Origin of the sequence: Paraburkholderia sp. (genome assembly GCF_035656215.1) — a bacterium.
Classification (GTDB): domain Bacteria; phylum Pseudomonadota; class Gammaproteobacteria; order Burkholderiales; family Burkholderiaceae; genus Paraburkholderia.
The window spans coordinates 1-15,892 of record NZ_DASRSY010000375.1; the positions used below are offsets into that span (position 1 = coordinate 1).

The 15,892-nt window shown below is 62.0% G+C and carries 11 protein-coding genes and 1 pseudogene; 3 read left to right on the top strand and 9 right to left on the bottom strand.

What is annotated here, in order from left to right:
* The coding region (locus VFE81_RS21810) for a circularly permuted type 2 ATP-grasp protein (protein ID WP_325046583.1) at nucleotides 1-2,507 on the bottom strand (2,507 nt) is incomplete at its 3' end.
* Between the two features lie 47 nt (nucleotides 2,508-2,554).
* Nucleotides 2,555-6,037: a transglutaminase family protein gene (locus VFE81_RS21815; RefSeq protein WP_325046584.1), complete on the bottom strand. Its 3,483-nt coding sequence runs from the start codon at nucleotides 6,035-6,037 to the stop codon at nucleotides 2,555-2,557.
* Nucleotides 6,038-6,430: 393 nt separating this feature from the next.
* On the opposite strand from VFE81_RS21815, the pseudogene VFE81_RS21820 reads away from it, so the two are divergent.
* A pseudogene (locus tag VFE81_RS21820) lies at nucleotides 6,431-7,498 on the top strand (zinc-binding metallopeptidase family protein); the annotation flags it as partial.
* A gap of 381 nt (nucleotides 7,499-7,879) precedes the next feature.
* Here the strand turns inward: VFE81_RS21820 and VFE81_RS21825 are convergent.
* The 3 genes from VFE81_RS21825 to VFE81_RS21835 form a co-directional block, all read right to left on the bottom strand.
* The gene (locus VFE81_RS21825; RefSeq protein ID WP_325046585.1) at nucleotides 7,880-9,154 is read right to left on the bottom strand and encodes a DUF3443 domain-containing protein; all 1,275 of its coding nucleotides are present in this window, start codon (nucleotides 9,152-9,154) and stop codon (nucleotides 7,880-7,882) included.
* Nucleotides 9,155-9,165: 11 nt separating this feature from the next.
* On the bottom strand, nucleotides 9,166-9,615 hold the full coding sequence (locus VFE81_RS21830) for a DUF2844 domain-containing protein (RefSeq protein WP_325046593.1): 450 nt from the start codon (nucleotides 9,613-9,615) through the stop codon (nucleotides 9,166-9,168).
* Nucleotides 9,616-10,241: 626 nt separating this feature from the next.
* Nucleotides 10,242-10,667 (bottom strand): phasin family protein, encoded by a 426-nt coding sequence (locus VFE81_RS21835; RefSeq protein WP_325046586.1) that lies wholly within the window; start codon nucleotides 10,665-10,667, stop codon nucleotides 10,242-10,244.
* 992 nt (nucleotides 10,668-11,659) lie between these two features.
* Here VFE81_RS21835 and VFE81_RS21840 point away from each other — a divergent pair.
* Entirely contained in the window at nucleotides 11,660-12,430 is a 771-nt protein-coding gene (locus VFE81_RS21840) for a DUF4410 domain-containing protein (RefSeq protein ID WP_325046587.1), read from the top strand.
* A gap of 119 nt (nucleotides 12,431-12,549) precedes the next feature.
* Here VFE81_RS21840 and VFE81_RS21845 read toward each other — a convergent pair whose 3' ends face one another.
* Complete coding sequence (locus tag VFE81_RS21845; RefSeq protein WP_325046588.1) at nucleotides 12,550-13,647, bottom strand: NADH:flavin oxidoreductase/NADH oxidase; 1,098 nt, start codon at nucleotides 13,645-13,647, stop codon at nucleotides 12,550-12,552.
* A gap of 87 nt (nucleotides 13,648-13,734) precedes the next feature.
* On the opposite strand from VFE81_RS21845, the gene VFE81_RS21850 reads away from it, so the two are divergent.
* Nucleotides 13,735-14,064 (top strand): ArsR/SmtB family transcription factor, encoded by a 330-nt coding sequence (locus VFE81_RS21850; RefSeq protein ID WP_325046589.1) that lies wholly within the window; start codon nucleotides 13,735-13,737, stop codon nucleotides 14,062-14,064.
* 46 nt (nucleotides 14,065-14,110) lie between these two features.
* Here the strand turns inward: VFE81_RS21850 and VFE81_RS21855 are convergent, their stop codons facing one another.
* The 3 genes from VFE81_RS21855 to VFE81_RS21865 form a co-directional block, all read right to left on the bottom strand.
* A complete protein-coding gene (locus VFE81_RS21855; protein ID WP_325046590.1) occupies nucleotides 14,111-14,692 on the bottom strand; it encodes a HAMP domain-containing sensor histidine kinase in 582 nt (193 codons plus the stop codon).
* Nucleotides 14,693-15,041: 349 nt separating this feature from the next.
* On the bottom strand, nucleotides 15,042-15,653 hold the full coding sequence (locus VFE81_RS21860; protein ID WP_325046591.1) for a glutathione S-transferase: 612 nt from the start codon (nucleotides 15,651-15,653) through the stop codon (nucleotides 15,042-15,044).
* Nucleotides 15,654-15,706: 53 nt separating this feature from the next.
* A partial coding sequence (locus VFE81_RS21865) for a zinc-binding dehydrogenase (protein ID WP_325046592.1) occupies nucleotides 15,707-15,892 on the bottom strand: 186 nt, incomplete at its 5' end.

Here is a 15,892-nt window from a genome sequence, read left to right on the forward strand (position 1 = left end):
AACGCATCGGCCGGCGGCATCAATTCCGCAAATGGACGATGCCGCATGCTGCCCGCGGCCACGGAGATCTCGTCGATCTTTTTGCGCAGGCGCTCATAGACACCGTAGACGCCGCGCGGATTAGTCGGCTCGATCACCAGCAAATCGAGCAAAGCCGGCACTTCGAAACGACCCGGATACAGCGAGCGATACGTCAGCGTGCTGTCGAACAATTGCAGCAGCAGATCGAACCCGGCCGGCGTCGCGAGCTGGCCTTTATCGGCGACCACGCGCAAGAGCGACGTCATCGCCGAGACCCGTTCGATATGCCGTCCTACGAATAGCAGACGCCACGCTTCGTCGCGTGTCATACGGTCGCCCTGTGCGCCGCTAATCGCCGACAACTGCACCGACAGGCGTTCGAGCGCGGTCATCAGCGTCACACGGTCATAACGGTCGTAGCGTTCACTACGCTCGGCGCGGCCGTTACCATTTGTGTTGCCCTGTGATGAACCACTACCGCCACTACCATTACCATTGCCGTTAGAACCCGCAGCCGGCATCAACGTCTGCAACGCATCGCGAAAGTCGTTGCGCGCCGCGAGAATCGTGCGCCAGTGATCGTTCGACAGACGCCCACGCACTTCGCCGTTCGCACGCGCCTGATAGTTGAGATTCTGGCCGATGCTCGCAGCGCCGGTGCTCTCGCTCAGGTTCGCGACCAGCGCGCGCTCGAATGCTTGCGGCGAATGCGGCGAGAACATATCGCCGGATTGCACGAGACCACAATGTGTGGCGAGTTCGACCAGCGTAGGGAACATCGCGTCGGCGTCGTTGCCTTCCAGTGAGCCGAGAATCAGGCGCAACAGACGCACATTGTTTTCGGCACGTTCGCCATAACGTCCGGCCCAGAACAGGTTTTCCGCCGCCCGGCTCGAGACGGTGCGATGCTTACGCGCGAGGTCGGCGGGTTGCATCGGCGAGGGCAGCAACGTGAAGGTCGACGTCGGCTGACTCGACAGCACCCACGTATCGACGCTACTGCCGCCGTATTGCATCGACACCGTCGCCTGACGCTCGGCGGCCATCCGCGTGAAGCCGCCTGGCATCACATGCCAGCCACCGTTGAAGTCGGCAATCGCAAAGACCCGCAGCACCGACGGACGGCGGCCAATGGTGCCGTCCTCGTAACGCGGCGTGCAGGAAAAGCGCTGCGGCTGCTGGATCGTATAGGCGTCGGGCATCGCTTCGATTCGTTCGCGCCATGTCGACAACCGCTGTCTGCCCTGTTCGATGCCGGGCGGCGCATCGCGTGGCGCGACCGGCCAGGTCGGCACAATGAACGCTTCGTCCAGACGCCCGAACGCGTGGACGCGCGCCGCCTTTTCGCCGCACCACCAGGTCGCCACGCTCGGCAGCACGAGGTCTTCGTCGAGTAAAACTTCGGCGATGCCCGGCAGAAAGCCATGCAAGGCCGGCGATTCGACAAAGCCCGAACCCGGCACGTTCGATACGATCACATTGCCCGCGCGCATCACCTGCAACAGGCCCGGCACGCCGATGCTGGAGTCGGCGCGCAGTTCGACCGGATCGCAGAACGCATCGTCCAGACGGCGCAGCACGACGTGTACACGTTCGAGACCGGCGAGCGTCTTCAGATAGAGCATGTCGTCACGCACGGTCAGGTCCTTGCCTTCGACCAGCGTGACGCCGAGATACCGCGCGAGAAACACGTGCTCGAAGTAAGTCTCGCTAAATGGCCCGGGCGTAAGCAACGCGATATGCGGCGAACCGTCGGCCCCCGAACTGTCGTGCTGCATCGTGGCCTGCGCGCCCTGCACGAGCGTCGCGATCAGTTGCGAATAAGTCGGCGCGAGGCGGCTCACGCGCATCGTGCGAAACGGATCGGCGAACAGCGTCGACACGATCAGCCGGTTTTCCAGCGCATAACCCAGGCCGGATGGCGCCTCGGTGCGATGCGCCATGACGGTCCAGTTGCCACTGGGCGTACGCGCCAGATCGACGGCAACCACCTGCAGATATTGACCGCCAGGCGGCGTGAAGCCCTTCACGGACCGCAGATAACCCGGATGCCCGAACACCAGCGCGGGCGGCAACTGCCCACGCTCGAGCAAGGTTTGCGGCCCATAAATATCGGCAACGATTGCATTGAGTAGATGCGCGCGCTGCATCACGCCACGCTCGATATGCGCCCACTCGGCCTCGCTGATCAGGAACGGCAGGAGGTCGAGCGCCCACGGCCGCGGCTCGCCGTTATCCGCGTAGACGTTGTAGCTGATGTCGTTGTCGCGGATCTGCTGCGCGATCGACGCGTAGTGATCCTCCAATCGCGCGATGCCGTCTTCGCCAAGCCGCTCGAAGAATTGCCGCCACGGTTCGCGCAATGCGCCTGAGGCGTCGCGCAACTCGTCCCAATGTCCTTCGTAGGCCGGCAACAGCCGCAATAAGGACGAAGCGTCCGCACGGGCGGCGGACGTTTCAAAGGGAAAAGTCGATTGAAAGGCCAAGGTCGTGTCGTTTTTAAAAGTGTGCTGCCGCTTTCCAGTCTACCAGGTTACCAGTACCGCAGGTCCAGCGTGAACGGAAACTCGAGGCTGCGCTGCGGCATGTCGACCGTGAGCGGCCCCGGCGTATGACCCGATGCGAAGAAACGCGAGCGCCGCCGGCTTTCCGCCTCGTAGGCATTGACCGGGAAGGTCTGATAGTTGCGCCCGCCCGGATGAGCGACATGATACTGGCATCCGCCGACCGAGCGGCCAGTCCATGTATCGACCAGGTCGAAAGTGAGCGGCGCATCCACGCCGATGGTCGGGTGCAGCGCCGACGGTTGCGACCAGGCGCGAAAGCGCACGCCCGCTACATATTCGCTGACGCGGCCCGTTGGCTGAAGCGGCACCGGCACACCATTGACGGTCAGCACATGACGGTTGTCGTTCAAACCAAGCGCACGCACTTCAAGCCTTTCCACCGACGAATCCACATACCGCACCGTGCCGCCCGGCGAGCCCTCCTCGCCCATCACATGCCAGGGTTCGAGCGCGTTGCGGAGGGTCAGCGAGACGCCGTTCACCGTGGTCTCGCCAACCAGCGGGAAGCGGAATTCGAAGTGCGGCGCGAACCAGTTGCTCTCGAAGGCGAAGCCCGCCTGGTTGAGTTCGCCGAGCACATCGTCGAAATCCATCTTCGCGAAGGTGCCGAGCAGGAAGCGATCATGCAGTTCCGTGCCCCAGCGCGTGAGCCGTTGCGTGTACGGCGTGTGCCAGAAGCGCGCCACCAGCGCGCGTAGCAACAACTGCTGCACGAGACTCATGCGCGCGTGCGGCGGCATTTCGAAGCCGCGCAATTCGAGCAGGCCGAGGCGGCCGGTCGGACCATCGGGCGAATAGAGTTTGTCGATGCAAAACTCGGCACGGTGCGTGTTGCCCGTCACGTCGATCAGGATATTGCGCAACGAGCGGTCGATCATCCACGCCGGCAGATTCGCGCTTTCGCGACCGCCGAGCAGGTCGATCTGCCGTTGCAACTCGCGGAACGCCACCTCCAACTCATACACCTGGTCGTTGCGTGCTTCATCGACACGTGGCGCCTGGCTCGTCGGCCCGATGAACAGCCCGGAAAACAGATACGACAGCGACGGATGGTTATGCCAATACGCGATCAGACTCGCTAGCAGATCGGGGCGGCGAAGGAACGGACTATCAGCAGGCGTCGCGCCGCCGAGCACGAAGTGATTGCCGCCGCCGGTCCCCGTATGCCGGCCGTCTGTCATGAACTTCTCACTGCTCAGATAGCTCTCGGCCGCGGACTGATACAGATACTCCGTGTTGTCGACCAGTTGCTCCCAGCTCGAAGCCGGATGAATGTTCACCTCGATCACACCCGGGTCCGGCGTCACCTGCAGGATTTTCAGGCGGGCATCGCGTGGCGGCGGATAGCCTTCGAGCACCACCTTCATCTGTAACTCGGCCGCCGTCGCTTCGATCGCCGCGAGTAGATCGAGGTAGTCGTCGAGTTCGGTGAGTGGCGGCATGAACACATGCAGCAGCGAGCGGCCGCTGCCGAATGCGTCGGTTTCCGCCTTTGGACCCGCGGCACGTTTCGGATCGCGCGCTTCGACGCAGATCGCCGTACGCAGCGTTTCCTTCGACGACTCCCCGCGCTCCGGTACCTTCTGATCGTCCGACTGAGGCGCAAAGGCCAGCACACCGCTGCCGGGCATGCCGCTCAACAAATCCGCCGCTGACGACGACAACGCCGCCGCGCGACGCGCATCGGCGGAACTCATGGTGCGGCGGGACTCACCGTCGCCTTCGTATTGCATGCGCAATTGCGCGGCCGGGCGCAACGCCACCGGCGGCGCAAACGGATCGTGCGCGTGCTGATACGGATAGTCGGTCTTCGACACCCACGGCAGCGCATCGAGCGGCAAGCGATAGCCCATCGGCGAGTCGCCGGGAATCAGGAACATGCGTTCGTCGCGGAAGAACCAGCGGCCGCTGACCCACTTCGGCGCCTCGTTCGGCATATCGCGTTCACGCGCGAGCGGCAGGACAAAACCGGTCGCGCCGCCCAGGCCCGCATCGAATACGCGCCGCAGACGCACGCGCTCCAGCTCGTCGTCCAGACGCGCATCGAGCGGATCGACGTTGACCGGCAGGCGGCGCTCGCGCCACAGGTAGTACCAGACGTCTTCGAAACCGGGCTGGATGCAGTCCGTGTCGAGCGCCAGCTTGGTCGCCAGATGCGAGAGGAAACGTTGGGCGTCGTCGGCCGTGTAGGTGCCCGGCTCGCGTTCATCGGCGAAGAGCGTGGGGTCTTGCCAGCACGGCTCGCCATCGGCACGCCAGTAGAGCGACATGGCCCAGCGCGGCAACTGTTCGCCCGGGTACCACTTGCCCTGACCGATGTGCAGAAAGCCGTTTGCGCCGTAGCGCGAGCGCAGTTTGTCCATCAGCGCGACCGCGTAGCCGCGTTTGGTGGGGCCGAGCGCGTCGGTGTTCCATTCGGCGGCGTCGCGATCGCGCACCGACACGAAGGTCGGCTCGCCGCCCATCGTCAGGCGCACGTCCATCTCGGTCAGGCGCTGGTCGACCTGCTCGCCCATTTTCAGCACGTCATCCCACACTGCTTCGCTGAACGGCCTGGTGACGCGCGGCGTCTCCAGTACCCGTTCAATCGACATGGTGTGCTCGAACTCGACTTCGGATTCGTCGACCGCGCCGGAGATCGGCGCCGCACTGCCGGGTTCCGGCGTGCAGGCAACCGGAATATGGCCTTCCCCGGCGAGCAAGCCGGAGGTCGGATCGAACCCGATCCAGCCCGCGCCCGGCAGGTACACCTCGCACCATGCATGCAGGTCGGTGAAGTCGACTTCAGTGCCGCTCGGGCCGTCGATGGATTTGACGTCGGGCGCGAGTTGCAGCAGGTAGCCGGACACAAAGCGCGCCGCCAGCCCCAGTTGCCGGAGCGTCTCGACCAGCAGCCAGCCCGAATCGCGGCACGAACCCGCGGCGCTCACCAGCGTTTCCTCGGGCGTCTGCACGCCGGGCTCCATGCGGATCAGGTAGCGGATCTCGCGTTGCAGCCGCTGATTCAGGGCGACGAGGAAGTCGGCGGTGACCATCGGCGTGCGGTCGATACTCGCGACGAACTCGGCGAAGCGCGGCGTCATCGCCCGCTTGACGAGGTACGGCGCGAGTTCGAGCGCGAGGCCCGGCGCATAGTCGAACGGAAACTTTTCCGCCGACGGTTCGAGAAAGAAGTCGAACGGGTTATAGACGGCCATTTCGGCGACCAGATCCACGGTCACCTTGAATTCGCGCGTCTTCTCGGGGAAGACGAGGCGCGCCTGATAGTTGGCAAACGCGTCCTGCTGCCAGTTGATGAAGTGCTCGAACGGTTCGACCCGCATCGAATAAGACAGAATGGGGGTCCGGCAATGCGGCGCAGGCCTGAGACGCACGACCTGGGGCGACAGCGCAACCAGCCTGTCGTAACGGTAATGTGTGACATGATTCAACGCGACGCGTATGGACACACCGGACTCCTGGACAAAGGATGGCAGCCCGCCAAAAAGCAAGCTTCATGCCGTTGATCGAAAATTCGCGCGAACTCCCTGTACTGCCCGGATTACCGCCTGCTGCGAAGTTTGCCGCGTCTTCCGACCGTCCGGTCGATCGATCCGCACGCCGTTCCACCGCCTTTTCGGATGCCGCGCACCAAAGCGGCGCAGCGCCGATGCACGATCATGCACGTAATGTGCGTTAAACCAGTGACGTCTGGCAAATGCGGCATGAAGATTGCGGGGTGTCTTCTTCTTTCTTGCAGGCGCTTGAGGATGTCCAGAATGCCCGGCGGCCGGCATACGGCCTGCCGGCAAAGCGCCCCGACTGTTGCTTCATGACTGCCACTCACCATCCGGTCCCGATCGATGAAAACCTTCCACTGCAATCGCTGTTCGCACCTTGTGTTCTATGAAAACGTTCGTTGCGAACGGTGCGAGGCATTGCTCGGATATGTGCCTGAACTGGCCGAAATCAGCGCCTTCGAAGAAGCCGAAGAAGGACGCTGGCGCAGTCTGCATCCGCGTGCCGAGGGCGCGCTGTTCCGGCAATGCCACAACTACGTGGTCGAAAATGTCTGCAACTGGATGATCCCCGCCGACTCGCCCGATACGTTGTGCCGCGCCTGCCAGCTCACGCTCACGATTCCGAATCTGAGCGCACCGGACAACCGGCTTTACTGGTACCGGCTGGAGATGGCCAAGCGGCGCCTGCTTTACACACTGGCCGCGCTCGGCATCGAGGTGCCGTCGCGCCAGGCCGATCCCGAACAAGGCCTGGCATTCGAATTCCTCGAGAACGGCGGCGATGGGAAACCGGTCATGACCGGCCACGACAACGGTCTCATCACGCTGAACATCGCCGAAGCCGACGACGCCTACCGCGAAAAGGTGCGCAGCGCGATGGGCGAGCCTTACCGCACGCTGCTCGGCCACTTCCGCCATGAGACGGGCCACTATTACTTCAACCAGCTGGTCGCGAACGATCCGCGCTGGCTCGAGCCCTACCGCAAGGTGTTCGGCGACGAGCGAGCCGACTACGGGGAGGCGCTGACCGCGTACTACCGCGACGGCGCGCCGGCGGACTGGCAGGCCTCGTACATCAGCGCTTACGCGACGATGCATCCCTGGGAAGATTGGGCCGAGACGTGGGCGCACTACATGCTGATCGTCGACGTGCTGGATACCTCGACCTCGTACGGTCTCGCCTTGTTGCCCGACGACCCGAGCGAGCCGACGCTGACCGACCGCACGCCCGTGGAAGACGCGAGTTTCGAAAATCTGATGAAGCGCTGGTTTCCGCTCACGTACGCGTTGAACAGCCTGAACCGCAGTCTCGGCATGCCCGACGGTTATCCGTTCACGCTGGCCTCGCCGGTGGTGGATAAGTTGCGGTTCGTGCATCGGGTGATTGCGGCAGCCGGTGACAGAACGACACCACGCGAAGCAGCGAAGCCGGCGAGCGAAGCCGGGGCGGTGCAAGCGCCCTTGCATACGGCGCAGGCTGACGCGTTGCAAGCGGTGGCGGCACAACGGGGCGCGCAACCGGCGCCGCTGTCTGCGCCACAAGCGGGCGCGCAACCTGTCATGCCGCAAGAACCCGCACAGGCGCCTGTCATGGAGACAGCCGCGCCGTCAGCGCCGCCGTTGCAATCCGGGCCCACCGCCAACAAAGCAGCACCTGCAAAGCGGGCCACACGCCGACGTTAGTCCAGTTGCCATACCCGTAGATAGCACGCTTCAGGCAACTACAAAACACCCGCTGCCGGATGAACCGGCAGCGGGTGTTGTCCCATCAGAATCAAATCTGGCTATCGGTCAATACGCGACATAAGGCCCCGTACCACCAGGCGTCGCTTGCTGCTCGACAGCGGCATACACGTTACGACCGTAGAAGAACGGCAGGCCCCAGTCGAAAATCGACGACGTCACAAAGGCCGGTCCCGCTAGCAACGGCAACACCGAATCGCCATTGTAGGTCTGCGAAATCGTATTGGCATTGCCGACGCTGAAGTTCACCGTGCTCGTCGTGCCGTTCGCCCCCTGGATCATTGCACTCAACGACTGGGTCGACACCGGGCAATAGTACGCGCTATTGGGGCTCGCGCATGCAGGCATTGCACTGGTCTGGAAGAACAGGCCCGTCGAGCCGCTGTCCAGAATACTGCTCGAATACGTCGAGCCGTTCTGCACCGTCGTAAACGTGCCGTTCGATGGACTCACACCGATCACCTGCGCGCTGCCCAGCGCATTGTTGCTCTGCGTGCCGATGCCGAACACCAGTTGCCCGGTGACAGACTGCGCACCGCCCGACACCATCGGCAGGCTCAGCATGGAACCGTTGTTGTCCGTGGTGAAGTACGGAACCGGATTGGCGACCTGCAGCGCTTCAGCAAGCGGAATCGACTTGCATGCCGTGCCGTTGCAACCGTAATACGTACCGGTCACGGCCTGCTGCACACAGTTCGCGCCGCAATCGTGCTTGAACACGCCGATGCCCAGAATGCCATTGGCCTGCAACGTACCCGGCGTGTTGCGCGACGCGCCGAAGCTCGCACAATCGGACGGCAGCGAAGCGTAGTTCGGGTCGATCACCTGAATCGGCAGCGAGGCCGCTTTTTCACCAGCGATCTGCAGGTCGGCAAGCTTCACAGAACCCCACGTGTAGCCGTCAAAGAACTGCATGCATTCGGCGATCAGATTGCCCGAACCGTCTTTCTCTTGCGGCAGCGTCATCGAAGCGGGCAATTGCGAGGCGAACACACGCACGCCCCAAGAACCGGTATCCACCAGGATGTGATCGATGGTTTGGCACTGGCTGGTCCCTGGCGCGCAAATCGTGATGCTGACGAACGGCATGTTCGGCACGTTGCTCACGCCGGAATCGACCGTCACGCGCACTGCGTTGGCGGCCACCACTTGCGGCGAAGGCGAGGTATTGGTGACGGTGGGACCGGCCGCGCTCGTCGTGCTGCTGGAATTCGCCGCGGAGCCGGAACCGCTGGAGCCGCCGCCCCCACCGCCGCAAGCACTGACGAGCAAGGCGAGCAGCGCCGCGCAAAACAGGGTAACCAGCGAAGACTTATGACGCATGACTCGCTCCGTTATTGAATGATGCCGACATCGACGCCCGCGGGCACCGCTTGCGGCAGATAGGCATAACCGGCAAACGCGCGCAGATGGCCGCCGGAATAGACGACCAGATCGCTGCTGGACACCGCCAGCGGCGTGCCACGGCGCGTCGCGGTAGCGGCGACGTATTGGTCGAACGAAGTGCCCAGCATGGATCTCAGATCCGGCAGCGTCGGACCTTGCCACGCGACACCGAACACGATGCCGTTAGGCGCCACGTACTCGCGCACCAGCGTGCCGGACGGCATCGTAATCAGGTGTACGGAATACGCGCTTTGCGTAGTGGCCGTATGAGCCACTGCGTGCAGGCGTGTCTGATCGCTGTCGACAGTGCTGACGTTCTGGCCGAGCGTGGCGTGTGCGGCAAACGACAGCGCGCAGCTTGCCCCGAGCATTGCGCGAGCAATGCTTGTAGAAAGCATCGGTTTCAAGAAGATTTCCTTCGAGGTGAAGCGTTCGTGGCCGACAAGTGAGCCGCTCACGAACGGGAATTCAGGGGCGCACTCCTGACCGGCGGTGCCGGTATTGCATTCAGACCGGTTGGGTTGCGTGAATGCGTCTACGGAGTGGCGGCGCGAAACTTTAGGCATCGCGAGGTGGCGAGCAATCGTTTGCGAGACGATTTACACCTTCTGCAAGCGCTGCGCCGTTCGATATCGTTTGATGTTTGCGGATCGGATCACCGAGGGACGGTGCTTAAGCGCACATTTTTCCGATTCGCTCTGTTTAAAGCGAACACACACATCCAGTCGCTGGGCCGGAGCAGAAAAATATCGATGCGTGCAGCATGCGTCGAGTGATGTAAGCGAACGCTGAATAATCTGAGCCAATTAGCTCATTCATCTGACAATTGCAGCGCGTCCAGACTGCTTCCGCGTGAAGAGAAAATCGCGGGACAAGCGCGATTCGAGGTGAAAAAAAATGCCGCGGATAACTTGATCGTTATCCGCGGCACCGGGTACTTCTTTACGACTTTCCTGCTAATTCATTAGCGACTTCCGCGAGCCGCGCCGGATCCGGATCGCGCGATTCGAGGCGGCCGCGTCCATCACTTTTTCTGTTGCTGCAGGAGCGACTTGAGCTCCTGCACATTTTCTTCGACGCGTTTTGCGATCACCGCATACGACTCAGCCTGCGTCTGATATGCGGCTTGCGCCAACTGCTGCATATCGGCGAGCGACTTATGCAGGCTTTGCTGGATCAGCTCGGCGGCTTTCGCCGGAGGCGCAGCGCCGCCGGCCGTCAACTGCCCTGTGAGCGACTGCAATTCGCCCAGCGTGGTACGCAGCATCTCGGTCTGTTTCTGCGCGAGCGACTGCATGCCCTGGAATGCTGTCTGATTCGCCTGAACCAGCGCTTCCATGTCCTTGCGTCGCGCTTCCATGATGGCGGGTACGTCGAAGCCGGGAAGCTTGAACTGCTCCAGCATTTTGGTGAAATCGCCAAACGGATTGGCGGCGTCAGGTTGGCTCATGCGAATTCCTCCTTAACGGTTGAATACTCGCCCGCGGTGCATCGCCGCGATGCTTCTCCGGCATATGCGCCCGTGGCGTCGCGTGCGCCGCGCCTCCCGCAGACGTCTGCTGCTTCTGGGGTCGGACGGCACATTGATTCAATCATGCGCCATCCGGCCACATTGCGCCAGCGGGCACACCCTGGCGTCGACCGTCTCCCTGCCGGACTGTTTTACCGGTTCGGCCACGAAGAATGCAAGGCTTGGTAAGGTACAAAGCGCCGGCCAATACTGACCAGGCCATTGCTACCCTGCGCCCCAGTCTGTCGGAAGACCTCGGCGCGGCGAACAGGTTGCCGCATGGCATGCCGGCGGCGATGCAGCCGCCTGTGCCGCAATAACGCGCGGCAGACTGCGCCACCGGATCACTCCGCGCTCGAACGACGCACGGGAACGCGTACATGCCGCGCGACCCGTGCAATTCATTCCGACGCAAGATCAATTGGAAGCGCTCCCGCTAAAAAGCAGCGCAGCCGTTCAGCGCGCTACGTTAGCTTTCGCACATAGCCGCCTCTCTGCCTACTTTTCATCTTCCCTCAGGTGATTAGGATAAGAGCACCGCAACGCTAGTGCCTGGTGAATAATGCGCTATCCGCTGAATATGGCTGTCGCCGCCGCCCTTCTCGTCTTCGTTCTGTGCTGCATCGTCAAGCTCGCCTTGAATTGATGCCCTGTCGCCGTGCTTTCACCCTATGCCAAACCCGCCCCGCTACTGCATGTTTCGCCGTGACATAGCGCGAAATAATTGCTGAATGGAGTTTGGGAAGTGACTCACCCATACTTCGTTTCGCTGCCGGTGCGTACGAAAAAAGACGCATGAGATCAAGGGTGCTTTTTGTGCAAATGCGCGTGCGAATGCGAATGCGATCCCGATGATTAACGATCCACGGTTGCCCAATCATCGGAAGATGCGTTCGAACATAACGGCACTGCGTGCCGACGACAGGATGAACATGTTCACTTCAGTGAGTTTCCTCAAAAAGAATGCCGCCCGTTTTGCATGCGTCGCAATGATCTGCGGCAGCGCGCTCCTGACCGGCTGCGCCGGCGGCAGCATCAACAACGCAACCCAGACCAGCGCACAGCCGCAAGTGCGCCCGGACAATATTTATGTCTACACCTTCGACAGTAATCCGGACCAGGTGAAACTGGACAATGGCGGCATGCTGCAGAAATTGAAATCGCAGCTCGACGGTTCATCCGCCGCGGAAAAACAATCCGCCGATGCGATCGCCGTGCGTGAGCAGGTCGCCAATGAAATCGTGCATCAATTGCAATCGATGGGGCTGCGTGCGAGTCGCTCGGACATCCCCGCCCCCGCCGACCAGAACGTCCTGCTCGTGCAAGGCAGCTTCGACACGATCGACTCGGGTAATCGCCGCCGCCGCGTGCTGATCGGTCTGGGCGCAGGCAAGAGCGAAGTGAGCAGTTCCGTGCAGATTCTGTACAAACCGGCGGGCGGCACAGCTCGGGTGGTGCAAAGTTTCAATGCCACCGGCGACAGCGGCAAAGCACCCGGCATGGTAGAAACTGCCGGCGTGGGCGCCGCAGCCGGGAGCATCGCGACCTCGGCGGCCGTGGGCGGCGGCTTGCACGGCGTATCCGAAACGAAGAAGGCCGGCGTTTCAGCGGACGCAAAACGTCTGGCCGACGCGGTGGCAAAACAGGTGGCGCAAATCGGCGTAAGCGGGGGCTGGCTCTCGACGGAGCACGTCAAAGGATAAGCAACCCGCGGCAAGTTCAACCTGTTCTAAATGGCGCATGGCAGAGAGTGAATGGAATTCACACCCTGCCACGCGCATTTTTTACGCCTTCACAGCCTTCATGCAGCGTAGCGCCGCACTCAAGCAACGGCGTAACGTTCGAGCCAATGCGCGTACGGTGCCGGCAGCGTCCACGACGGACGTTCGATACCCAGCTTGCGTGCCGCGTGGTACGGCCAGTGCGGATCAGCCAGATGCGCACGGCCGACCATCACCAGGTCCAGTTGCTCGTTCTTGACGGAGCGGTCGGCCAGTTCCGGCGTGTCGATGCCCCATGCCGACGAAACGGCGATACCTGCCTCACGACGCACCCGCTCAGCGATCGGCGCGAGAAACGCCGGCGCCCATGGAATACGTGCCGCAGGCGTTGAGAATCCCACGCTCACGCTCAGCATATCGAGTCCTTCGCGCTTGAAATTCTTCGCCAGTTCGATCGATTCGGCGAGCGTTTCCTCGTCGCGTCCGTCGTATTCGATCACACCGAAACGCGCCGTCAACGGCAGATGCTCAGGCCACACCTTACGCACCGCGGCCAAAGTTTCCAGCAGGAAGCGGCTGCGGTTTTCGAGGCTGCCGCCGTACGCGTCGTCACGTTGATTGGAGTGCGTCGAGAAAAAGCTTTGGCCGAGATAGCCGTGTGCGAAGTGCAATTCGAGCCATTCGAAGCCGGCGTCGAGCGCACGCCTGGCCGCCGAAACGAAATCCTCGCGCACGCGTGCGATGTCGTCGAGCGTCATTGCTTTCGGCACTTTGGGCAGGCCGCCACCGAAGGCGACCGCCGACGGCGCGATGGTCTGCCAGCCACGGGGATCGGTGTCAGCGATGTGGTCGTCACCTTCCCACGGCCGGTTGGCGCTCGCTTTGCGGCCCGCGTGACCGATCTGGATGCCCGGCACGGCGCCCGCTGCCTTGATCGACGCCACCACCGGCGCGAAAGCCTGCGCCTGCTCGTCGGTCCAGATGCCCGTGCAGCCCGGCGTGATGCGTCCCTCGGGCGACACCGCCGTGGCCTCGACGATCACCAGCCCCGCGCCGCCACGCGCCAGACCGGCGAGGTGCACGCGATGCCAGTCGTTGATCAGACCATCTTCAGCGGTGTACTGGCACATCGGCGGAATGGCGATACGGTTGCGCAAGGAAACGCCCTTGAGCGTGTAAGGCTGAAATAATGCGGACATCAGGCTAAACTCCTGTGAATAGGCTTGTACGGTAGTTCGATAAACATCGAACTACGGAGTATGGCAGAAACCTTTATCATCCGCAGAATGCGCACATATACCCATCCTGCCGCTGAGGACTTCACGCTCGGGCGGCTCTTCCATGCTCTTAGCGACCCGGTGCGCCTCGAGATCGTCCGCCGGCTTTCAACAGTCGACGAGGCCACCTGCGGCGACCTCGACGGTGGCCGTCCCAAGTCGAGCGTCTCCCATCATTTTCGGATCCTGCGTGAGGCGGGGCTGGTGCGTACGCGCGTTGCCGGCACCGTGCATCAGAATTCGCTGCGGCGCGCCGAACTGGACGCCCGGTTTCCGGGCTTGATGGCGGCGATCGTCGAACAGATCGTCAATGAACCGGCGTTGAGCGAACCGGCCTGATGCCTGATCGTCGATTGAAAATCGACTGAGGATCGACGGCGCGGCGCTATGAAAACCACACTGCGAAGCGCGTGCCCGAGACCAGACTGCTCACGGTCAAACGCCATTCGTGAGCGGTGGCGATCTCCTTGCAGATCGCAAGGCCGAGCCCGGCGCCATCATGCTGAGCATCCGGCGCGCGCCAGAACCGTTTGAAGAGAAATGGCAGGTACTCCTGCCTGATGCCCTGCCCTTCGTCCTGAACCTGCACCGACACGGCATCGACGATCAGCACGACCGCGCTATGCGCCGGCGACGCATTGATCGCGTTCTCGACGATGTTCTTCAGCAGAATGAACAACGCGCTGCGGTCGGCCCAGATCGACGGCGGCGCAACGGTGGTTTCGAGCCGAAGCTTCACCTCCTTGCGGTCGGCCTTGCGTGCGAGATAAACCATCACGTCCTGCACCACGTCGACGATATTCACCTCGCCGAAACTGAAGTTCTGCGACTCGCTGACTTCGGCGAGATGCAACAGTTGCCGAACCTGACGTGCCATCAGATCGATTTCACGAAACAACAGGTCCTTGTCGTCGATCCCGGGTTGCAGTTCGATCTGCCCGCGGATCAAGGTGAGCGGCGTCTGCAACTTCAGTGCTGTTAGGCCTGTTCGACGACAACGCGCCATTGCCGTCCTATCAAGGGGCCACGATCGGACTCGCACTGCTCGTCATGCTCTCATTGAGATGGACAGCACGCCACGCGTTCAACGCGGCTTTAGAAGCACACCAGGTCAGATTGATCGAGAAGCCGGGCGACCAGGCATCGATCGACGCTTATTGCACGCGTCCTTGCAGTTCCAGTTGCACCTGGAACTGCAAGGACGTCACTGCATCGATTGATTGATCTGGAATTGCGCCGGGAAAGCAACGGAGCAGCACCAGACAGTGCCTCACCGCGTGCCAACGTGCCCATGCCATGCAGCAGCGTTCAACGGCTTACGCGCCGCCTTTTTCCATCGCGCGTTGATACGCTGGACGCGCCTCGATACGATCGACAAACGCAGTGATATTCGGGAACGCGTCGCGTCCGCAAAACTTCAGGCACGTCTGGGCAACGAACGAGAGCTGGATATCGACGCCCGTCAGTTCATCGCCAATGAAGTATTCACGGCCTGTCAATTCCTGATTCAGAAAACCGAGGTGATTCCGCAACTCACTTTCGATTCTCGGTTGCAATGGGGCGGCACCGTCGCCAAGACGTGCGGTGTACACCTTCAACATGAGTGGCAGCATGGCGGAGCCTTCGGCATAGTGCAGAAACTGCGCGTAACGGTCGTACTCGTCGGTTCCGTATGCCGGCGCGAGGCGCCCATTGCCGTGGTGGCGGAGCAGATAATCTACGATCGCGCCCGATTCGAAAACCACCTTCTCGCCGTCGCGAATCACGGGGGCCTTGCCCAGCGGATGGATCGCCATCAGTTCCGGTGGAGCGAGACGGGTCTCCGGATTCCGCTGGTATTGAACGAGCTTGTATTCGAGGCCGAGTTCTTCCAGCAACCAGGTAATACGGCGCGAACGGGATTCGTTGAGATGATGGACTTCGATCATGGATTGGGCTTTTTGAGTGGGTGAGAGAAAGTGCAGCCAACGTCTCTGCTCCGTTAGAACCGCAGCAGTACCTTGCCCTTGCGTGCGCTCTTTTCGCTCGCCGCTGCCGCTTGCGCCACATTCCCGATATCGAAGACGGCTTCGACCGGCAGTTTCAGTTCGCCCGATGCAGCGAGCTTCAGCAGTTCGCCGATCATGCGCGCTCTATCCGCGCCCGACGTGACCTCGAAAATCTTGCT